Origin of the sequence: Paenarthrobacter sp. YJN-5 (assembly GCF_015040095.1) — a bacterium.
Taxonomy (GTDB): Bacteria; Actinomycetota; Actinomycetes; order Actinomycetales; family Micrococcaceae; genus Arthrobacter; species Arthrobacter ureafaciens.
The window spans coordinates 187761-208707 of record NZ_CP053544.1; the positions used below are offsets into that span (position 1 = coordinate 187761).

The following is a 20947-nucleotide window of genomic DNA, read 5'->3' on the forward strand; positions in this document are numbered from 1 at the left end:
GATGCAGCTCAAAGCGCCCGAGCTAGAAACTTGAAAGAAGGAAAACTTTGTATGACGCGATTGTGGTTGGTGGGGGTTTCAGCGGGCTGAAAGCAGCACGCGATCTTACCAACGCCGGCAAGAAGGTACTTCTGCTTGAAGGCGGTGAACGTCTGGGAGGACGGGCGTATTCCCGGGAGTCCCGGAATGTACCTGGCCTGCGGGTCGAGATCGGTGGAGCATACCTTCACCGGAAGCACCACCCGCGTTTGGCAGCTGAATTGGACCGGTATGGAATTCCCACTGCAGCTGCAAGCGAGTTCACCTCGTTTAGGCATCGCCTTGGACCGACCGCAGTAGACCAGGCATTTCCTATTCCTGGCTCAGAAGCAGTTGCGGTGGAAGCAGCCACCTACACATTGCTGCGTGATGCGCACAGGATAGATCTGGAAAAGGGATTGGAAAACCAGGACCTTGAGGACCTGGACATCCCACTGAACGAGTATGTTGACAAACTCGATTTGCCCCCTGTTTCTAGGCAGTTCTTGCTCGCTTGGGCATGGAACATGCTTGGCCAGCCGGCTGACCAAGCATCCGCGCTTTGGATGCTGCAACTTGTTGCAGCGCATCACTACAGCATCCTAGGTGTTGTTCTCTCGCTGGACGAAGTTTTTTCCAATGGTTCCGCTGACCTTGTCGATGCAATGAGCCAAGAAATTCCTGAAATCAGACTGCAGACTGTCGTGACCGGAATAGACCAGTCTAGCGATGTAGTGAACGTGACGGTCAAGGATGGGCATGCCTTCCAGGCTCATTCCGTGATTGTTGCTACTCCAATGAACACTTGGCGAAGGATCGTTTTCACCCCTGCACTTCCTGAACGGCGCAGGTCAGTAATCGAGGAAGGGCATGGTGGTCAGGGTCTGAAAATTCTTATCCACGTGCGTGGAGCCGAGGCAGGAATTGAATGCGTCGGAGACGGAATATTTCCCACTCTCTACGATTATTGCGAGGTGTCGGAAAGCGAACGACTGTTGGTGGCTTTCACGGACTCAGGATCCTTCGATCCGACCGATATCGGCGCAGTCAAGGACGCGGTGCTTTACTACTTGCCGGAGGTTGAAGTTCTGGGTATCGACTACCACGACTGGATCGCAGACCCGCTTTTCGAGGGGCCCTGGGTAGCACCGCGCGTGGGACAATTTAGTCGAGTGCATAAGGAACTTGGAGAGCCCGCTGGCCGGATTCATTTCGTAGGTTCCGATGTTTCGTTAGAGTTCCCCGGATATATTGAAGGCGCACTGGAAACCGCTGAATGCGCGGTGAACGCAATTCTGCATTCGTAGAACCTGCAGCCTCACTTATGCATTCCTCGGCGCTCTCGGATGACTTCGGCCCAAGACAGCATTACTAAGGCAAGCGGTACCTCCCAGATACAGGTGACCGTCTGCAGCGTACGGGTTGACGCCGGCGCCTGCTGCAACCACGACAGCAAGCAGTTGCACTGAGTCTGATGAACGTCACCGGCCGTTAGGAATGGCGGCCGGTGGCCTTCTGGTTGTCAAGGGTCGCCCCGCTTGGGCTTCGTGGTCATCGGATTTTGGTTCAAGGACTTGATACAGGGTATTTCGCATAACTTGGTGCCGCTACGGTGCCCAACGCCTGTTTCTCCTGCTCCAGCGGGTGTCTGGCAGGAGCCATAAGTATCGGCCGATTCTCTCGTGGCACGCTGCCATCAGGTTTCAGGCTAACCAGGTGGCTTTGGTGCGTAAAAGGCTGCTGTCTCGCCTTGTTGCCTTAGGATTCGCCGGCACCAAGGCCAGCGCTTTCAGTGCCACTCTTTCCCCGTCATTGCGGGCACCTTTGTGCTCACACATCAATCTTGTTGGAGATGAATCTATGTCTGTTGGTGCTATCGCCGGGCTGATTGCCGCTGGGGTCTTTGCACTCCTTGTCCTGCTGTTGGCGGTGCCCATTATGAAGCTAGGCCAGGTACTCGACGAGGTGCGAATGGCAGTCAGATCATTAAGTGACGGCACCGCACCGATGTTGGATGAGGTGACAGCTATTGTGACCACCACACACCACCAACTCAAGAAGGTGGACACCATAGCGACTAACGTTTCTGACGCCAGCGCCAACGTCTCCGCCCTGTCCTCTCTCGTCGCTGCCAGTATAGGGTCACCGTTGATCAAGGTATTGGCTTTTAGTCACGGTGTCAGAACGGCCTTGGTGAATCACTCCAAACCCGCCACCGGCCGCCGAAGCCGCTGAGTTCCGGAGAGAAGCATGAAACGACTTGTTTGGATGGGAATCGGTGTGGCTATTGGAATCATTGCCCTTCGGAAGGTGGATGAAAAAAAGTCCGGATTGGGGCATGAAGGCCTAGAGCGGGCAGTAGCCGGCATTACTCAGGGAATTTACGATTTTGCCGACGCCGTCCGCGCAGGAATGCGCGAACGGGACACGGAGCTTCGCGTCGCGCTTAAGGCAAGTAGCGCGGTCCAAGTGCCAAGCGACCTATGACCATCGAAGCCGGCTGTAGGGACAGCGCAACTGTCTCTTCCAGAGCTCGTTGGACACAAGCAAATATCTGGGCCGTTTCAAGGACCATCTTTCGGGAAGTGACCGGTACCTCGCCTAGGGTGCTGACCATGGCTCTTATTCGGGATTAGTCCGTTCTTCGAACAGAAGCCCTGGACTGACACTGTGGTGGAGTGGAACTGGGGCGACAGCCTCGGTATAGCGCACCTGACAGCATCTTGCTCAAATCGTCGGCCGTATGCCTCACCGGATGACTGGCCGGACATTGGCCGTCGGAATCCAGTGCCCTACCTGGCGTTAAATCTCCGCTGGAATAAAACACTACGCCGCAGGAACGAGGTCTACGGGAACTGGTTTGCCCATTGGACTCATCCCCCGCCCTCTGGGAGCAGGGTCAGCTCCACCACTCCCGCCCTCTGGAACGCATGAGTACCTGCGACAAGGCAGACCGCAGGCTTCACAACTTCGTTCAACTGTCTTGCTGCGCCACCCATAATGCCGGCAGGCGACCGCGGAAATGTTTCTCGCCTTGTTGACTGACAGTTTCGGACGATCTCTACGGCGCCGCTGCAGGTTTCGTCCACGGTGGCGGCCTACGGATGCAACCCGGCGAGGATATGTGAGCTCAAGCATCAAAGAATATCTTGCAGGCCCGTCTTGACCTACCTGCACAGCGGTACGTGGTTTTGTCGACAGTGCGCAGGATTACACCCTGCAAACCGCGTTATGCGGTCATCGGGCTCAAGACGAGAATCATCACGCGATAGAGTCCCCCCGGGGCCAAGTTCGCTTGACCGGTGAGGGCGCGCGGCAGACATCCAATCTGTCCGGAGTAGTGTCACTGTAAGAAGGCTGCGGGGAATGCAGATGCTGCATTCCCCGCAGCCTTTCATGGACGGTGAATTCCGAGCCAGGAGGAGTCGTGTCTGGCCCGGAAACATGAAGGCCAAATAGTGCTGTTTAGCCTGGCGCTCGTGTTGGCGGGTGCCGGATAACCAGCTTCAGCTCATTTTCGTTCTTGTACCCTTCTATAGACACTCAGCCATGAGGCCAGGATTCCCACATCGAGACACGCTCAGGATCTCGATATGCGGACGCCGCGCTGACAAGTTTCTTCTGCAAAGAAGCTGCTTGCCAGCGCCCCTCGCTCGGTTGGTTCGGTCCGGCCGTGTCGTCATCGCGCTTCATCAAGTGCTGTTGCATCATCACTTTCGAAATTCTGTATTCCTACAGACCCCCCATGGGATTTCTGAAGGTCAATCGCAAAATACTCGCGCGATCGGCGCGGGAATTGCCATGGTTAAGGCTGGCGGTCTACAAGTAGAGCAGCGAAGGGGCCCAGATCCTCGTCAGTCGTTGTGATCTCTGCAATGGAAGGCATCGACTGTCGCTTCCACAATTTGCTGGTATCCGGTACATCGGCAAATATTTCCCGAGATAGCTTCACGAGCAGATGTCGCATCGAGGGTGACGTCTTCGTCATCGTAAAGAGGCTTGAGCGTCATCAAGAACCCTGACGTGCAAAATCCGCACTGCAGGGCATGGCACTTAGAAAACGACCTCTGCAGCGGGTGAAGCTGTCCGTCCTTCTGCAGGCTTTCGACCGTTTCAATCCTGGAATTATTGGCCTGTACGGCCAGCACGGTGCAGGATCGAACGGGCTGACCATCCAATAGGACAGTACAGGAACCGCATACGCCGTGTTCGCAGCCTACTCGTGTACCCCTGAGGTGCAGGTCGTCTCGTAGGAAGTCCGCAAGGAGCCTACGAGGCTCGACGTCCGTTGCGTGGGTGACTCCGTTTACTTCAACCGTGAGGCGAAAGGCGTTCATCAGTGATCCATGCTTTCCTTTGTCGGTCTCGCCCGGTGCAGTGCTTTGGCGAGGGTTCGTTCGACCATTGTCCGAATAACTTGCGCGCGATATTGGGCACTTCCATGCACCGTGGGCACGGGGTCAAGCCCCTGTACCGCGGCGTGCGCAGCTGCGGCAATATCATGGCTGGAGAGAGTGCTATCAATTAGGATGTTTTCCGCCTCCTGGCAGCGGATGGCGGTGGACCCTCCACCCAGGACAGTAATCCTCGCCCGCGAACACTTGCCCTGCTCATCCAAGGTAACGATGGACGCAGCGCCACCTATGGCGTAGTCCCCATGCCGACGAGAAAATTCATCAAATGCAGCACCGCTCCCGTGAGGCAATTGAGGTACGTTTACCTCCACAATGAGCTCGCCGGGAAGGATGCTTGAGACGAAATGTGAGACCAATAGTTCCTTGAGAGGAATCTTCCGCTCACCTTGCAAAGACTGTGCGGTGACGTAGGCGTCAAGGGCTAGCAGGACTACGGGCAGCTCTGCGGCAGCATCAGCGTGTGCAAGGGAGCCACCGATCGTTCCTCGGTTACGAATTTGAGGGTGCGCGATCCACGCCGCCGCTTCCGACAGGATTGGAAGGTTTTGCGAAATGGTTTTGGAGGTTGTTAGCTTCGCATGACGTGTCAGCGCGCCAATCGCAATGGTTTGATCTGATTTCCTGATGTTTGCCAAACCGGGAACGCGGTTTATATCAACCAAAAGGGACGGGCGGGACATCCGGAAATTTAGGAGCGGGACTAAACTCTGACCGCCGGCAATGATTTTAGCGTCATCGCCCCCGTCCGCCAGCAGGCGGAGCGCATGCTCAACCGAATCGGCAACAACGTAATCGAAGGAAGGTGGCTTCACGGGCAGTACCGCCGGCCGCGCTCATTGTTCATGTCACCACTTTGCCCCTTTGGTATGACTTTGCGCTCTGCGTCATGGGACAAATCAACACCCCGACCTATCTAGAACAGACAATCCCGCGACGAACCAGCCCTGACGCTCCCGTTCGCTACAGGATTTCGGTCTCGGCGATTGACTTCAGCAAGCCATAAAGTCTTAGGGCTACGAGGAGCTCGACATGACGTTCTGCAACGCTTATGCCAAGCCGTTCTTCAATGGATCTGAGCCGGTAGGCAACGGTGCGCTCATGAACCTGGAGTGCTGCTGCAGCCGCTACGGCATTGCAACCAGCAGAGAAATAGGCCCGGAGAGTGTCGCAAAGTATGTCTTTGCGGGGGTCAGCAAGCAAAGGGCCCAACTGCTGCAAGACCAAGTCACGCACCGCCTGCATATTTGTAGCGAAGACAGCTTCGAGAGCCACGTCCGTGTACCGGGTTATCCGTGCGCCGGTCAAGCGGCCAACTTTATAAGCCCTCCAAGCACGCTGGTGACTGCGCCGGAAACCGGAGAACCCCTTATCAATGGACCCTAGAGCCAAATGTGCACCGTCGGGAAAGTCCCCTTCAATGACTTGCGCGTCGGCATTCTGTCCATCCTTTACCGCCAACCAGCCCAGAAAGGCTCCGCCGGTGCTTTCGAGTACCAAAGGTACTTCGCTGTTGATCAGCGTGGCGGCGAGGTCGATGGTACCCTTTGGATCATTTCCCCAGGCCACCACGGATAAATGTTGTCCTTCAAAGGGGTACCCCGTGTTTGGTCGGGCAGTGCGCCGTCCTGCAATGAAATCCCGCAACTCATTTCTAAGCCGGTGATCCTCCGACTTGTAAAAGAACCGATGCTGTTCTGAACGATACGCGTCGATGACGTTGGCAACTACAACGTCATGCCACCGATGCTGCAACTGAGAGACCCATTTTTGAATTTCCAATTGCTGTGATGCATCCGGGATAAGAGTAGTTGTAAGGTCCAGGAGCACATCCCAGGTCGCAGACTGCAGCACTCGATAGGTATGGATGAGCTCGAGTAGATCCACGCCGGCCTGGGCTGTCTCGCGAGCCTCCAAGGTGGCCTCGGCAAGAAACTTGTCGTCTGGTTCCTCTGACCCGGACAAGGCCCTGCTGATAGATAGCAGGGCCGCGGCCAGCCGCTCAGATCTCCGCTGCGCCAGTGCAGGGTCTAAGCCCACACCAGCCTGAACATCATCATGGAGTCGACGGACCATAGAGTCGGACAGTTGATTTATGTCCGATGTAATGGCGACCGATATTGCCGATAGATGTTGTGTCTGGATCATGTTCCTAAATTCATGCGCCGCCTGAGTCTCGGCGCAGGCGAGCTCTGTTGATAGTCTCAGTGTATGACCATTGAGGAAGGACTGGATGAACTTTCCGTTGCCGTGAAGGCAAGGATTCCCGAAATCTATGACTGTATACGGGCGAGACTGCAGTATGCGTACGAAGACTATTCGACCGCGACACGTAACGCCTCTCTTACCGAGGCGGAATCGGAAACCATCACGGCTTCCTTGCGCGATGTCCTCGAATACATCGGTCAGGGGCGCGTAGGAGCCACTAGGGCTTCCAACGAAACTCTTCGCGAGGTGAGGCTGGCTGCGCGGGCGGGCGTCGACCTTCATCATCTGCTCAGGGGATCTAGGGCGGCCCAAGCCACTTTGTGGGAGTTTGTCTTGGAAGAGGCGCATCGAATCATCGCCGATCCCGTCCGACGGTCAAAGGTTCTGCGGCACGCCAGTGCAAGCCATTTCGCTTGGAACGATAAAGTTTCCGCTTCCATTATTGAGACGTACCAAATGGAGAGCACCGCATTTTCAAGGCAGAGCCAGAACCGGAGGAAGCTATCGACGCTGAGGGCTCTCCTCGCTGGGCTCCCAATCGATTCGACGGTTTTTTCTTATAACCTTTCCGGCCGGCACCTGGCAGCCGTGGTACCTGGCGAAAGCACGGAGGCTGTTGCTCGGACACTGGGCACTGCCTCTCGGATCCGCCCCCTTGTTATCACGGCCGAGGATGAGACCGGCTATATTTGGGCGGAGTGGTCGAATCGGCTGCCCTCACCGCAAGTTGTCCTCGCAAACGCCTTGCCGAAGGACACCAGAATTTCGTTTGGGACTCTGAGCGAAGGTGTGGACGGATTTATAGTTTCCCATAGACGGGCGTTGGAGGCCGATTCGGTTGCCCAAAAACTGGGCACTCAGGTCACTTGGTATGAAGATGTCATGCTCGAGGCGTTGGCTATGCGCGATCTCGCTGCCGTAACCACATTCATCTCCGACGAACTGGGGGGTCTCGGATTGCACCAAGACCCCCCAAGCAGGTTAGTGGAAACCCTCGAAGCCTATTTTGCTTCGGGTCAGAATGCGGCGTCTGCGGCACAGCGCCTCGGAGTGCACAGCCGAACTATCGCCTATCGACTGAAACTCATCGAGGGCAAAATTGGTGCAAGGGGAGTGCTGCGAGATGAATTGCCCGTTGCCATCAGACTTTCGCGGATGGTCGAGGCCATGAAGCTCGAGCTTACTGGGTTGGAGGAATCTCCCGGCCTCCCGCAACCTGCACCGTAAATGAACCTGCTCACGGCGTCGCTGCTAACATCTCCTATTCCACCAAGAACCAGATTTCCTTGAATGGCTCGTGAAACTCCCAGGTAGATGTGTGCCCCTTCGGCAGAAATACCAAATCGCCGGCAGTCACGGAAACCGGCTCTTGGGATGCAAGTGTGAGCGTTGCTGAGCCTTCGACAACGTAGATAATCTCGTTGTCAGTGAGTTCATAGGTTGTTGTGCTCGGCTGCGAAGTGAAGATACCCGTGCCGAACTGGGGAGAGGAAGTGCGTTCGAAAAGCGTGAACCCATGACCATTGGGATTTCCCTCATGGACGGTTACACCGTCCGGCTGCCAGGATTCAAGCGGCGCGGTCGCGGTACTGATCTTCCTGATCTTATCCATTGAGGGGCCACCCTTTCATTGTTGGGGCGACCTTCTTTCCGGCAACCAGAACATCATAGAGCCAGTCTGCCATTTCAAGCCGGGGACGGATTCCAAGGTTGTGGCAGCAGTGATCACCGTCCTTTTCAACCACTAGGTTCAGGTGTTCTGCCGGCACCAATTCGAGGACGGTATCCACGAAGGACAGTGGAACCTCGTCGTGCACCCCGTGCAGGATGTACGTCGGGCATGCGATCTGGGAAAGGACGTCCCGGGTCTCCAAAGCCGCATGGACGTGCAGCCTTGCTTCCTCCAAAGTGTCAACCTTGGAGACGTACTTCCAGCTTTCCTTTGTCAGGGGAGTTTCGAGGTCCCAGTAGTCCAGGTCTGAGAATCCGCCCCAAGAAATGCATGCGGCCAAACGCGGTTCACAGGCGGCAGATTTGAGAGCGTAATTACCGCCCAGGCTCCGCCCCAGCACTCCGATAGCATCATTCCGAATCGCTTCAAGTTTGGTGAGCAGATCCACTACCGCGGACGTGTACTTTTCGTAATCACCCGCAATCCGCTTGTACTCAAACATCTCGCCCTGGCCGGGACCGTCAAATGTGGCAGTAGCCATTCCCCGATCGAGCACAAGATTTTCCATCTGGAAACTTTCCTCTTTTGTGCTCTCAAGACCACCAAGCATGATCACAGCGGGGTGTGGTCCCGGTCCCTCCGGAATGCGCACATAGACGGGCATCGGGATACCGTCGACGACTAGCTCGTGACGCTCTGCAGGCGGGGACAACAGTGGAGCTGCCTTCTGATACAGCTCAACTTTCCGAGCTTGGCCCTTCCGCCGGCGCTCGTCGAACCAGAGGAACTGAGCGTACTGGGCACAGAGTGCGGCTGACATCAGGAGTTCACCGGCGGACAGGTCATGGCCCAGTGCCACTTTCCTTTCCGCTTCCTGCTCATACTCATTTGCGAGACTCATCCAGTAGTCAAACCAGGTGATTTCCTTGGGCCTATCGCGAGCACCCACCATGTCTGAGTAGGAAACGCCGTCAAGGATAAGACGCCCCCAGTTCAGCATTTCATCTTCAGGTTTCACCTGCGAAGTTACAGTCATACCGTTATCTCCCTATAGTCAGACTTCCGTGACCCCGCGCAAGGGGTCTGCGAAATGATCATGCTATGGAAGCTGCGCGAGGGCGCCTACTAACTGCGGAGACTTAGGCCGCGTTTTTGTCAATGCCTGAACATCCAGGCTGGACGGCCCGATGACATACTGAGCGCATGATGGCAAAGGCTAAAGCGCTCATCCCTGACAACGGTAGAGCCGGCGCGGACGAGGGCAACAGACAGGCATGGATAGGCCAGGAGGTTCTGCGGCGGGAGGACCGCCGGCTACTCACTGGAACAGCAACATTTGCTGGCGATCTGGGAGTGCCCGGGCAATTGCATATGCGCATTGTCCGTTCAACACAGGCTCATGCCCGGATCGTGTCCATAGACGCCACTGAAGCTGAAAAGACTCCAGGCGTACGAATGGTTATCACGTCTGAGCACACGCGGCACCTGGGTTCGGTTCTCTTGGAAGAGCTGGGATATCACGAAATTTATGAAAACATTGAGGACTTCAGTCACCCCGTCCTAGCAGTAGACAAGGTGCTATATGTGGGGCAGCCGGTGGTTGCTGTACTTGCTGTTGATCCTTATCTTGCCGAAGACGCAGCTGAGCTTGTCTCTATCGAGTATGAGCCGCTCCCGGTCCTCTTGGATCCGGAAGAAGCATTGACCGGTAAGGTCGAGCTCTTTCCGGGGCGCGGCAATGAAGGTGCGCGCATCAAAAAGGCCTACGGCGATATTGATCGCGCCTTCGCCGAAGCAGAGCACGTCATTCGCCACAAGTACGTCACGAACCGCCATTCCGGTGTACCTATGGAACCGCGGGCCGTAGTGGTACAGCCCGACCCAGCAAGGGACACGCTGTTCATCTGGGGCACCGTGCATGTGCATGACAACCGGAGGATCATCGCCAAGATGCTGAATCTTCCCGAGGTCAACGTACGGATGAAACACGTAGAGATCGGCGGCAGTTTTGGCGTGAAGGGCGGAGTCTTCCCAGAAAACGTTGTTGCAGCATGGGCAGCCCGTACGTTGGGAGTCCCGATCAAATGGACTGAGGACCGAGTCGAGCACATGACTTCCACGTCCCATGCCCGGGAAATGGTGCATAAGCTCGAACTCGCGCTCGATGCTGAGGGCAGAATCCTGGGTATGAAGGACGAAATTTTCCACAACCATGGTGCCTATTTCAGGCAGGCGGAGCCGCTAGTCAGCGACATTACTGCCGGCATTGTGTTCGGCCCCTATCGGGTCCCTGCCTACGATGCTACTCTGCACGCCGTCTTCACCAACAAAACACCTGTCGGAGCTTACCGCGCGCCTGGACGCTACGAGTCCACTTTCGCTCGAGAGCGGATCTTTGATCTGGCGTGTGAAGAAATCGGTCTCAGCAAGACGGAATTTCGCCGACGAAACCTTCTTACGGCTGAAGACCTCCCTTGGACACCGGGTCTTGACATCGTCCACGAGCCCTACCACTTCGACTCGGGAGACGTAGTTAAGCATTTCAACGAAGCTCTGGAGGCAGCAAACTTCTCGGAGTGGCTTGAGGAATCCAAACGACTACGGGCGGATGGCCGAAAAGTCGGCGTAGGCCTCGGCGTGCTGATGGATAAGGCAGGTCTGGGGCTTTTCGAAACCGGCGGCGTTGAAGTCAGCCGTGCCGGCCGCGTTACGGTCAAAACCGGAGGTTCCTCGGTCGGGCAGGGAATCGAAACGGTTCTGGCCCAGATTGTCGCCGAAGAGCTACAGATCGCTCCCGAAAACATTGACATCGTCCATAGCGATACAGAGCTTATTCCGGACGGTGTGGGTTCCTGGTCCAGCCGTTCAACTGTTCTTGCTGGAGGTGCTGCCCGCAAAGCTGCGCTTGCAGTTGTGGAAAAAGCCAGACGCTTGGCCAGTGAGATGCTGGAAGCTGATCCGGACGACCTCGAATTAACTGCAGGCAGTTTTAAGGTCAAGGGCACTGATCAGCAAATCTCGCTGTACGAGATCGCAGCGGCGAGGGACCCCTTCACGGCGAGGGCCGACAATGATGAACCCGGCCTAGCAGCGGACGCGGTCTACATGAACAACGCCATGAACTATCCATACGGGGTAACACTCGTACAAATCGAACTAGATCCTGACACAGGCGGTCATAGGATTCTTCGCTTTTCCACTTCCACGGAAGCAGGAAGGGTAATCAACCCCCTGACCACGAGGGGCCAGATCATAGGTGCGGCGGTTCAAGGCATTGGAGGCGCCCTGTACGAGGAGTTCCTCTACGAAGAGGATGGACAGCCGATTACGACGTCGTTCATGGACTACTTGTTGCCAAGCGCTCAGGAGATGCCGAACGTCGACTGTTTTGTAACTGAAGATGCCAAGTCACCGGACAACCCCTTTGGCGCCAAGGGCCTTGGGGAAATTGGCATCATTGCGGCCGGCGCGGCAATCGCTTCAGCTATCGATGATGCCATCGCCGATGGCGTACATACTGACCGTTTGCCAGTCACCCCCGAGCAGATCTTCAGCCGCTGTCAAGGTTTGAACAAAGCAGAACGGTAACTTGTGCAATCCGCCAGTGGGACAACTTCGCTGCTCTTACCAAACTGAACAGACACAACCCGGCGGGTAATCCAAGACACACATGAGAGGTCTACTGATGACTAAGGTTCGACACGTATTTGCATGGCGCGTAGCTGAAGGCAGCAGCCAGGAGGAAATTGTTGAAATTCTCAACACTCTTCCCCCGCGCCTAGGTTTCATTCAGGGCTGGGAGATTGGCACTCACTCTGGCGACCCCGGGGATAACGGTGCGCCGTGGGACGGAGTTCTGATTTCTGACTTTGCAAGCTGGGCTGATCTGGACAAGTACTCCACGGATCCCTTCCACCTCGAGGTAGTCGCCACACTTATGCCGATGTTCGCGGACAGGGCTGTGGTTGATTACGAAGTCGAGGCCGTCTGATGAGCCAGACTGCAGACGTAAAGGTCGGGATGAGCCCGTGGGGCGCCGATGACGAGCGGGGCGCACTAAACCTCCTTGACGAGTCTGTACGCGCCGACGTCCTTCACCGGGCCGACCCGTCTCGGGTCTATGACCTCAGTGTTGACTACTTCGTAGGCATGCCCAGCTTTCAGGGAGCCGGTGACCCTAGCTACCAAATTTTCATGAGCCACACCCCTCAAGGCACGGTGGTGGATAACCTCAACGGCGTCGGCGAGGATGTCAACAGGCACGTGTGCTACTCGGGTGACGTCGTCTTCATGTATACCCACACCGGGACGCATATTGACTCGTTGAACCACTTCGGTGTCGACGGACAGATCTACAATGGGTATAAGCCGGAAGAGAATCTGGGCAGCCGGACCTGGACCAAGGGCGGGGCGGAGACGATCCCGCCAATCATCACCCGCGGCGTATTGTTGGATATTGCTGGTCTCAAGAACGTTGACTGCCTCCCTGATTCCTACGCGATCACTGTTGCAGACATCGAAGAGGCACTGGATAAAGCAGGCCTCGTACTGCAGGCGGGGGATGTGCCCTTGGTCCGTACCGGACGTATGCGTTACTGGCCGGACGGAACCAAGACTCTTGGAAACCCTCCAGGCCTAAGCCTGGATGCTGCCCGATGGCTCACCAGCCAAAACATTTCCGCAATCGGTGCTGACCAGGAGTGCGTAGAGGTAGGTCCGTCGGAGCATGAGGACAACTGGCTTCCCGGGCATACCCACTTCCTTGCCGAAGCCGGTGTGCCCATGGTGGAACTGTTGAATCTGGAGGAACTGGCAGCGGATGGAGTAAAGGAATTTTGCCTAATCGCTGCTCCTATCCGTCTTCGGGGAGCGAGCGGTGCCCCGATGCGCCCGCTCGCCATGGCACTAAGGAATAACGCATGAGTCCCACGACCGACCGCATCGCGGTAGTTGGAGGTTCGATATCTGGGCTGACAGCAGCGCTGATGCTTCGAGATGCTGGCGTTGACGTCGATGTCTATGAGCGATCACCTCAGCCCCTCTCAGGCTTCGGCACAGGCATTGTCGTCCAGCCGGAGCTTGTTCATTACTTGCTGGAGCAAGGCGTTGAGCTGGACTCCATCAGCGTGCCGTCATCATCCATGGAATATGTGGACGCACTGACTGGAGAAAGAGTCGGATCCGTTCCTGCAGACTGGCGCTTCACTAGCTACGACTCGATATACGGGGGGCTCTACGAGCTGTTCGGACCCGAGCGATACCACACCAGTAAATGCCTGGTCGGCCTAAGCCAAGATTCCGAAACAGTGCAGATGCGCTTCTCAGATGGCACAAAGGCCGAAGCGAACTGGGTGATCGGCGCGGACGGCGGAGCCTCGGTAGTTCGCAAGCGCCTGCTGGGTATTGAGCCCACATACGCGGGCTACGTCACCTGGCGAGGCGTGCTTCAGCCGGGCGAAGTTGCCGACGACGTGTGGAACTACTTTAACGACAAGTTCACGTATGGACTTCTGGACGATGGCCACCTCATCGCTTACCCGATTCCAGGACGGGAAAACGCCGAGTCCCCGCGTCTGAATTTTCAGTGGTACTGGAACGTCGCTGAAGGACCGGACCTCGACGAACTTATGACAGACGTTCGCGGCATCAGGCTCCCGACATCGGTGCACAACAACTCGCTGAATCCCCACAATCTCCGTCAGTTCCACAGTAAGGGCGAGAGCCTCTTCAAGCCCTTCAGGGACCTCGTACTCAACGCCTCCTCCCCATTCGTGACTGTTGTTGCAGATGCTACCGTCGACCGCATGGTTCATGGCCGTGTCCTGTTGATCGGAGACGCGGCGGTGACTCCAAGGCCCCACGCCGCTGCGGGGGGTGCTAAAGCTTGTGATGACGCACGAACCCTTGCCGAAGTCTTCACAAAGAACCATGATCTGCGGGGGTCCCTGCAGAGTTGGGAAACCAGACAGCTGCAGCAGGGACACGCTTATCTCAACAAAGTGAAAAAGATGGCGTCCCGTCTGCAGCACGGGGGAAGCTTTGAGCCCGGAAACCCCGCGTTTGCTTTTGGGCTCCCTAAAGTGGATGAACCATCCGTCGTCACTAATTCTTAATAAGGAAAAACCATCATGGAGATGACCAACACTTTTACCGTGCCCGTACCCCCGGACGAGGCGTGGCCGGTTTTGCTGGACTTGCAGCGCATCGCCCCCATGCTTCCCGGAGCATCCATCACCAGTGTTGACGGTGACGAGTACGAGGGCAAGGCAAAAATCAAGGTTGGGCCCATCACGGCCGAGTATGTCGGCGTTGCCCGATTCATTGAGGTCGATGAAAAGGGCCGCCGCGCGGTAATTCAGGCCCGTGCGAAGGATGCTCGCGGGCAAGGAAATATGTCCGCAACTATCACCGCCCGACTTGAGCCGGAAGCAAACGGCGCCACCGTCATTGTTCAGACCGAGCTGGACATGACAGGTAAAATCGCTCAGTTCGGGCGAGGTGTAATCAATGAAGCGGCCACGGCCATCCTCGGAGTATTCGCCCAACGGTTGGCTGTAGAGATGACTTCAGGAAGCGAGAGCAGCAGCGAAGCATCTGAGCTCTCAAAAACTGAAGCAGCCCTCGGAAGAGAAGTAAAGCAACCTCTTCAGGCAGAATCCGAAGTACTGGACCTCATCAAGCTGGCAAAAGACACGCGGGCCGCCAAAAAGGGCCCTGGCACTCAGGTCGAAGTTCCCGCAGTTGGACAGTGGCTGCCCGCAATCGTTTCCATCGTAGCTGCGCTGATTGCGGTCTTCTCGGCCGGTGTTGCCGCAGGAAGCAACCGAAGGTCTTGAACCTGATGGAAGTGCGCGAACTAGCACCAAGTAGAGGGCAACTTGACGTAGCAGCTGTTCAGGTGAAATTTGACTCAACAGAGCTGCTCGAGGACAGGATTTCGCGTATCCAGGACTTGGTTTCTGGCGTCGGCAAAGCGGACCTGATCGTCCTGCCTGAACTCTGGCTTCATGGCGGGTTCTCCTACGACAGCTGGCGAAAGAACGCCATTTCGCTGGAAAGTGAAGTGTTCACTTTCCTGTCCGAAGTGGCCAGGGACAAGAAGGCCTGGTTTCACGCCGGCTCTTTCATGGTCACGGAACCAAGCAGCGCTGCTTCTGACATGTGGAATACATCGGTTCTTTTTGACCCGACCGGATCCCTCCGGGCGACCTATAAAAAGATCCACCGCTTCGGCTTTTCCGACGGAGAGCCAAAGCTGATAGCAGCGGGAGATGAACCCAGGGTGGTGGAGCTGCAGACAGAACGAGCCACTGCCATCACTGGGCTCAGCACATGCTACGATCTTCGCTTCCCCGAACTATATCGACACATCTCAGCAGAAGGTACGGCGCTCAATGTGATACCAGCATGCTGGCCACTTACGCGAATTCAGCATTGGCAGACTCTGGGTCGCGCTCGAGCAATCGAAAACCAATCCTTTGTCGTGCAATGCAACATGACGGGGGTTGACCAGGAGGTGGAGCTGGGTGGTCACAGTCAGATTGTGGATGGCAACGGAGATATCCTCGCTCAGGCAGACAAAGAGGAAGCCGTTCTCCGTGCAACTCTCAATTTCGATTCACTGAACGAGCTGCGAAGTTCGTTCCCGGTGCTGAACGACCGGCGGGCAGATATCTGGGCTGCTAAGGGCAAGACCGTGATCGCAAGCCACTTGTAGGAATAGTAAGGGTCTAATCCGAGCAGACTCGGCCGGGATGTCCTGCCGATTCGGGTAGGGCGGGGCATCCCGGAATCGGCTGTTCTTACGGTTGGTACGGCCGGTGGACGCCCTTCTACTGGCGGTATTCAGCACCTGCATAAGTAGACACCGCAAAAAGCCGCAATGCCACACCTCGAAAACCGACTAGCAAGGCGAGACAATGAGTAACGACAAAGTGACCAAACCGGAAAGTCCCGGTGAGATGGCTGCGCGGCTCAAGGCTGTCAACTATTTGGCTGACGAGGGTCTATCCACCACCGTCTTTCTATCTGTTGCGATGAACAAGCCGCTGCTTGTTGAAGGTGCTCCAGGCACGGGAAAAACGTCCTTGGCCGAAGCAATAGCTAAGATGCTGGCAATCCCGTTGATCCGACTGCAGTGCTACGAGGGCATCGAGTCCACCCAAGCGCTCTATGACTGGGATTTCTCACGTCAGATTCTTTACTTACGCTCACTGGAGGCAGCAAATTCGACAACGAGTGCGGAGGAACTAGAGCAGTCCCTTTATACCGAACGTTTCCTGCTGCCTCGTCCGATTCTTCGGGCCTTGCAAAGTGGACCGGCCGTTCTCCTCATCGACGAGGTTGACCGAGCTGACGATGAATTTGAAGCGTTCCTCCTGGAAGTGCTCGCATCAAACCAAATATCTATACCCGAGTTGGGTACTATCACCGCCAAAGTTCCACCCATCGTGATCCTGACCTCCAACCGGACCCGAGAGTTACACGAGGCTCTGAAACGGCGATGCTACTTTCATTGGATAGACCACCCAGAACCGGCCCGTGAGTTGGAGATCATCAAGACACGGCTGCCCGGCGTGGATGAGAAGCTAGCGCAGCAGGTGGTGGACGTAGTCCAGTCCTTGCGCAATCAGGGACGGTTGCGACGCTCCCCTGGGGTAGCCGAAGCGCTTGACTGGGCCCAGGCTTTGAACCGCCTTGGCGGAAGTGACATCGACGCCGACAGTGCCAGCCTGACAATTGGCGCCCTCTGCAAAGACCAAGACGACCAGGAGCTTATCTTGAACGCCCTAAGAACCGTCTTTCCTACCTAACGTGAACGGTACTGGCGATGTCTTCACAAGTAGGTCTGAAAATTTTTTATGGTTTCGTAGGTGCTCTCAGAGATGAGGGGATGACCATAGGGGCCGAACAGGCCCAGCTTTACCTCGAGGCTCTGAGCGTTTTGGATCTTCAGCGTCGCGACGAGGTCTTCTGGGCCGGACGCGCGACGTTATGTAGGAGCAGGTCTGACTTCGGGCCCTACGACCGGACGTTCCGCCTGTGGTTTTCATCGGAATCGCCGATTCCTGTGCCCCTTTCGGAGAGACAGGAAGCAAGCCTTCCCGACGCAACAGACGGCGACAGCCCTCAGCCGGAATTGGAGCAGCAGATTGCACTGGCTAGCAAAGATGAATCCCTGCAACACCGAGATGTGGCACTCATGTCAGCGGAGGAAAAGAGTTATCTTGCGGAGGCCTTTGCTGCTCTACCTGTTAGAGAACCGCTGAGAAGGGCGCGTTACAAGCGGACCCATCGCCACAAGCGCATCGATCCGGCACACACTGTCCGAGACAATCTGAGGAGAGGCGGCGAACCAGGGCGCCTGCAATATCGCTTCCGAACGAAAAAGCCCCGACGAGTCGTCTTGATCGTAGATGTTTCAGGATCTATGGAAGCCTATGCTGACAGCTTTTTCCGCTTCGGTCACCGCCTTTTAGCTGGCGCGTCCGACACAACAGAAGTATTTTCTATCGGCACACGCCTAACCAGAGTGACCTCGGCATTGCAGCACCCGGATCCGGAGGTCGCACTGTTGGACGCTGGACTCGTCGTTCCCGATTGGTCCGGAGGCACGCGACTGGGCGAAGCCCTAGCGGCCTTCATTACCCTGTGGGGACAACACGCAATGCTCAGAGGTTCTGTGCTGGTGATCGCCAGTGACGGATGGGAACGTGGGGATCCCAGGGATCTTGCCCGTCAGGTTTCCCGCCTCCATGGTTTGGCTCATCGTGTTATCTGGGCCAACCCCCACCGCGGAAAGTCTGGATACGAACCTATACAGAGCGGCATTAAGGCCGTTCTCCCGCACGTTGATGCCCTGGTCGCTGGCCACACCATGGCAGCTTTTAGGGACCTAGCAGATCGGATAGCACATGCGTGACGTTATTGAAGCACTGGCAGAATGGACGACGCACGGAGAAACCTTCGCCCTCGCCACAGTCGTCAGCACGTCTAAATCGGCCCCCCGGCCAGCGGGCGCTGCGATGGCCGTAAGCACCCCGGGGGAGGCCGTCGGCTCAGTCTCCGGGGGTTGCGTCGAAGGAGCTGTTTACCAAATTGCGCAGGAGGTCATTGAAGACGGTACTCCTGTTCTGCAACGGTTTGGATATAGCGACGATGACGCTGTAGCCGTAGGACTGACCTGTGGCGGAACAATCGACGTCTTCGTTGAACGAGTCACCAAAGAAAGTTACCCAGAATTACGAACGATCATTCAGGACGTTCAGAAGGGCAACCCCGTTGCCACTGCTACCGTGGTCGAACATGACCATCCAGAAATGCTGGGTAAGCGGCTAATAGTCTGGCCAGCCCATACTGGCGGGACCCTCGGCAATAACATGCTGGACCATGCGATTGCCGACGATGCGAGAGGCCTGCTGGCTTCGGGTGAATCCAAGGTGCTCACGTACGGTCCCAGCGGGGAACGGATGGAAACCGGAACAAAGGTCTTTGTTTCTTCCTATCAGCCCAAGCCCAGAATGATTATTTTTGGTGCCATCGATTTTGCAGCAGCAGTCGCGCGGGCTGGGTCAATGGTGGGCTTTCATGTGACCGTCTGCGATGCTCGCCCTGTATTTGCGACCACCGCGCGCTTTCCTGGTGCGGACGAGGTGATCGTATCTTGGCCTCACGTTTACCTTCAGCAGGAAGTGACACAGGGAAAGGTGGACAACCGCACGGTCATCTGCGTTCTTACCCATGATCCCAAGTTCGACGTCCCTGTCTTGGAAATCGCCCTGCGGCTGGAGGGGGCATGCAGGCCCTCCTACATAGGCGCTATGGGCTCCCGAAAGACCCATGAAGATCGGCTAAACCGCCTTCTGGAGGCTGGAGTGATAGAGCGGCAAATTGCCGAGCTTCATAGTCCCATCGGACTTGATCTCGGCGGCCGGACACCGGAGGAAACAGCAGTGTCAGTTGTGGCCGAAATAATAGCCAAGCGTTGGCAGGGGAGTGGCCGCCCTCTGCGCGACTCCACTGGCGCTGTGCACTCGGACCCGGCCTAGCAATGTCCAACCTTTAAAGAGCTAGCAATGCAACCTTCTGAAGACAGCCGAAGTTGGCAAAACCCGGTGGACAACAAGACCATGGCAGTTTCAAAGTCAGTAGAAAATCCCGCACCCGGCAACTTCGACGAAAGCCAGCTATTTGATCTGCAAATGTTGGGGCAGGGTGACCAGATCCAGGTGTGTGAAGATGGCACGTTACCCTACTCCGGCGTCGTGGACACGAGCGCTCCTTCCCTTGGCATCATCTGGATTCGCCTAGAAGGGCTTGGGGAGAGAAGGCTAATCTTTTGTACTGACTATCGACTGCGTCGGGATCGCACCAAGCAATGGGATCTGACAGTCCTTCCATCTTGCGAACAGGAACCTCACGGTGGGTGACACGGATTTGCCGTGTGTGACGGGAGTGTTGCTGGCCGCCGGCGCCGGAAAACGTCTTGGGCGTGGTCCGAAGGCGCTCCTGCCATACCGCGGACGAAACCTCGTTGAGGACGCCGCCGAGACAATGCTTGTCGGCGGCTGTCATGAGGTAGTAATTGTTCTTGGAGCGAATGCACAAGCGGTGTGCGCCCGTGCAAACCTTGAGCCCTATCGGATAGTGGTGAACCATGACTGGTCCTCAGGTATGGGAAGTTCCTACCTTGCCGGTGATGCTGCTGCACATACAAAGAACCACATCCTCGTGGCTCTGGTAGATCAACCAGGGCTCAGCGTCACCACTGTTGGCCGGCTACTCGTCTCCCACCGGCCGGGGCGCATCAGTTCGGCTGCGTACTCATCGTTAGACAGCCCTCGGGTGCTCCGAAGAGGTCATCCAATGGTCATCGATGCAGGACTTCGGCCAGCAGTGGCCAGTACCGTTTCCGGTGATGCCGGAGCCAGGGTTTTCTTACGCCAGAAACCGTGGCTCGTAGATCTTATCGATTGCAGTGATGAATCTACCGGTGAGGACGTAGACACCGTGGAGCAGATGTATCGCCTCCTGTAGGACGATGCCCCGCAGCCTGCACCCCACCTATTTCTCGTGGGTCTCAAAAGCACGTTTAGGTTGATTCTCTGAACAGAAGGACGTTCCACTATGGCTTTCCTATTCCGGATGGATCGACTACGTACGGCACTATTTGGCAGCGGACAGACAGAATGTGCCGAATGCAAGCACCCCTCTCGCGACGACCAATGGACTTGGCTGGGAAGAATGACCGACCTGCCGCCTTCCGGTCTTGGTCTCTGCCAGGCAGCGGACACAAAGGGCGGAAGGTGTCTTTGCGTGAATAAAAGCCATTGTCGGTGACGGGCCAAAATTGAACCTTTCCTACGGCTTGGAGTTAACCTCAGCGACTTAGGAGTTTCATCGGTAGACCTAATATGTGTCTAGGAAGTCCAGTGCCTCCGATGCTCGATATGAGCAGTTGGTGAAACTGTGCATGGCAATCGCGCAGCGTGCCGGTTGTGGACATCAGCCATATATCGGGCAATGTGTGGCGCTACGGGACACGGTGGACGTTCCGGAAGTGGCGGCGGATGATCCAGGAGGGTGACCTCGACCGAATCTGATTCCACGAGAGCATGGGAACATGGCCCGCACGAAT

20 protein-coding genes are annotated in these 20947 nt (G+C 56.4%); 15 read left to right on the forward strand and 5 right to left on the reverse strand.

Annotated features, from left to right (window positions below; translation table 11 throughout):
- The first annotated feature begins 47 nt into the window (after positions 1-47).
- The 3 genes from HMI59_RS00900 to HMI59_RS25590 all read left to right on the forward strand — a co-directional run bounded on the left by HMI59_RS00900 (position 48) and on the right by HMI59_RS25590 (position 2505).
- Positions 48-1325, forward strand: coding sequence for a (S)-6-hydroxynicotine oxidase (locus tag HMI59_RS00900; RefSeq protein ID WP_193592521.1), 1278 nt, complete (start codon positions 48-50; stop codon positions 1323-1325).
- A 553-nt stretch (positions 1326-1878) separates the two neighbouring features.
- The gene (locus tag HMI59_RS00905) at positions 1879-2253 is read left to right on the forward strand and encodes a DUF948 domain-containing protein (RefSeq protein WP_166842586.1); all 375 of its coding nucleotides are present in this window, start codon (positions 1879-1881) and stop codon (positions 2251-2253) included.
- A gap of 15 nt (positions 2254-2268) precedes the next feature.
- Positions 2269-2505: a hypothetical protein gene (locus tag HMI59_RS25590; protein WP_016359460.1), complete on the forward strand. Its 237-nt coding sequence runs from the start codon at positions 2269-2271 to the stop codon at positions 2503-2505.
- A gap of 1367 nt (positions 2506-3872) precedes the next feature.
- Here HMI59_RS25590 and kdhB read toward each other — a convergent pair.
- The 3 genes from kdhB to HMI59_RS00920 form a co-directional block, all read right to left on the reverse strand.
- Positions 3873-4355, reverse strand: a complete 483-nt coding sequence (kdhB, locus tag HMI59_RS00910) for a 6-hydroxypseudooxynicotine dehydrogenase complex subunit beta (protein ID WP_016359457.1) — start codon at positions 4353-4355, stop codon at positions 3873-3875.
- Positions 4355-5245, reverse strand: coding sequence for a 6-hydroxypseudooxynicotine dehydrogenase complex subunit alpha (gene kdhA / locus HMI59_RS00915; protein ID WP_016359456.1), 891 nt, complete (start codon positions 5243-5245; stop codon positions 4355-4357). Before kdhA ends, kdhB begins: the two co-directional genes overlap by 1 nt.
- A gap of 148 nt (positions 5246-5393) precedes the next feature.
- Positions 5394-6578, reverse strand: coding sequence for a CdaR family transcriptional regulator (locus tag HMI59_RS00920; protein ID WP_166842587.1), 1185 nt, complete (start codon positions 6576-6578; stop codon positions 5394-5396).
- Positions 6579-6641: 63 nt separating this feature from the next.
- Between HMI59_RS00920 and HMI59_RS00925 the strand changes: the two genes are divergently transcribed.
- Positions 6642-7865, forward strand: coding sequence for a CdaR family transcriptional regulator (locus HMI59_RS00925; RefSeq protein WP_016359454.1), 1224 nt, complete (start codon positions 6642-6644; stop codon positions 7863-7865).
- 34 nt (positions 7866-7899) lie between these two features.
- On the opposite strand, the gene HMI59_RS00930 is transcribed toward HMI59_RS00925, so the two are convergent.
- Both HMI59_RS00930 and HMI59_RS00935 read right to left on the reverse strand, forming a co-directional pair.
- Positions 7900-8250 (reverse strand): cupin domain-containing protein, encoded by a 351-nt coding sequence (locus tag HMI59_RS00930; protein ID WP_016359453.1) that lies wholly within the window; start codon positions 8248-8250, stop codon positions 7900-7902.
- Complete coding sequence (locus HMI59_RS00935; RefSeq protein ID WP_193592522.1) at positions 8243-9346, reverse strand: 2,6-dihydropseudooxynicotine hydrolase; 1104 nt, start codon at positions 9344-9346, stop codon at positions 8243-8245. Before HMI59_RS00935 ends, HMI59_RS00930 begins: the two co-directional genes overlap by 8 nt.
- 167 nt (positions 9347-9513) lie before the next feature.
- Here HMI59_RS00935 and kdhC point away from each other — a divergent pair, with 167 nt between their 5' ends.
- The 11 genes from kdhC to nboR all read left to right on the forward strand — a co-directional run bounded on the left by kdhC (position 9514) and on the right by nboR (position 20346).
- Positions 9514-11898 carry a 6-hydroxypseudooxynicotine dehydrogenase complex subunit gamma gene (kdhC, locus tag HMI59_RS00940; RefSeq protein ID WP_017200522.1) on the forward strand — a complete coding sequence of 795 codons (2385 nt, stop codon included), beginning with the start codon at positions 9514-9516 and terminating at the stop codon, positions 11896-11898.
- 97 nt (positions 11899-11995) lie between these two features.
- Entirely contained in the window at positions 11996-12301 is a 306-nt protein-coding gene (locus tag HMI59_RS00945) for a Dabb family protein (RefSeq protein ID WP_017200523.1), read from the forward strand.
- A complete protein-coding gene (locus tag HMI59_RS00950; protein WP_193592523.1) occupies positions 12301-13233 on the forward strand; it encodes a cyclase family protein in 933 nt (310 codons plus the stop codon). The genes HMI59_RS00945 and HMI59_RS00950 overlap by 1 nt, the downstream gene beginning before the upstream one ends.
- On the forward strand, positions 13230-14423 hold the full coding sequence (gene dhpH, locus HMI59_RS00955) for a 2,6-dihydroxypyridine 3-monooxygenase (protein WP_016359448.1): 1194 nt from the start codon (positions 13230-13232) through the stop codon (positions 14421-14423). The genes HMI59_RS00950 and dhpH overlap by 4 nt, the downstream gene beginning before the upstream one ends.
- A gap of 15 nt (positions 14424-14438) precedes the next feature.
- Positions 14439-15146 carry an SRPBCC family protein gene (locus HMI59_RS00960; RefSeq protein WP_016359447.1) on the forward strand — a complete coding sequence of 236 codons (708 nt, stop codon included), beginning with the start codon at positions 14439-14441 and terminating at the stop codon, positions 15144-15146.
- A 5-nt stretch (positions 15147-15151) separates the two neighbouring features.
- A complete protein-coding gene (locus HMI59_RS00965; protein WP_021474599.1) occupies positions 15152-16027 on the forward strand; it encodes a carbon-nitrogen family hydrolase in 876 nt (291 codons plus the stop codon).
- Positions 16028-16229: 202 nt separating this feature from the next.
- Positions 16230-17123, forward strand: a complete 894-nt coding sequence (locus tag HMI59_RS00970; protein ID WP_016359445.1) for a MoxR family ATPase — start codon at positions 16230-16232, stop codon at positions 17121-17123.
- Between the two features lie 17 nt (positions 17124-17140).
- Positions 17141-18232, forward strand: a complete 1092-nt coding sequence (locus tag HMI59_RS00975; RefSeq protein ID WP_193592524.1) for a VWA domain-containing protein — start codon at positions 17141-17143, stop codon at positions 18230-18232.
- Entirely contained in the window at positions 18225-19358 is a 1134-nt protein-coding gene (locus tag HMI59_RS00980) for an XdhC family protein (protein ID WP_193592525.1), read from the forward strand. Before HMI59_RS00975 ends, HMI59_RS00980 begins: the two co-directional genes overlap by 8 nt.
- A 27-nt stretch (positions 19359-19385) precedes the next feature.
- Positions 19386-19739, forward strand: coding sequence for a hypothetical protein (locus tag HMI59_RS00985; protein ID WP_016359442.1), 354 nt, complete (start codon positions 19386-19388; stop codon positions 19737-19739).
- Positions 19732-20346 carry a nicotine blue oxidoreductase gene (gene nboR, locus HMI59_RS00990; protein WP_017200526.1) on the forward strand — a complete coding sequence of 205 codons (615 nt, stop codon included), beginning with the start codon at positions 19732-19734 and terminating at the stop codon, positions 20344-20346. Before HMI59_RS00985 ends, nboR begins: the two co-directional genes overlap by 8 nt.
- The last annotated feature ends 601 nt before the right edge of the window (positions 20347-20947 follow it).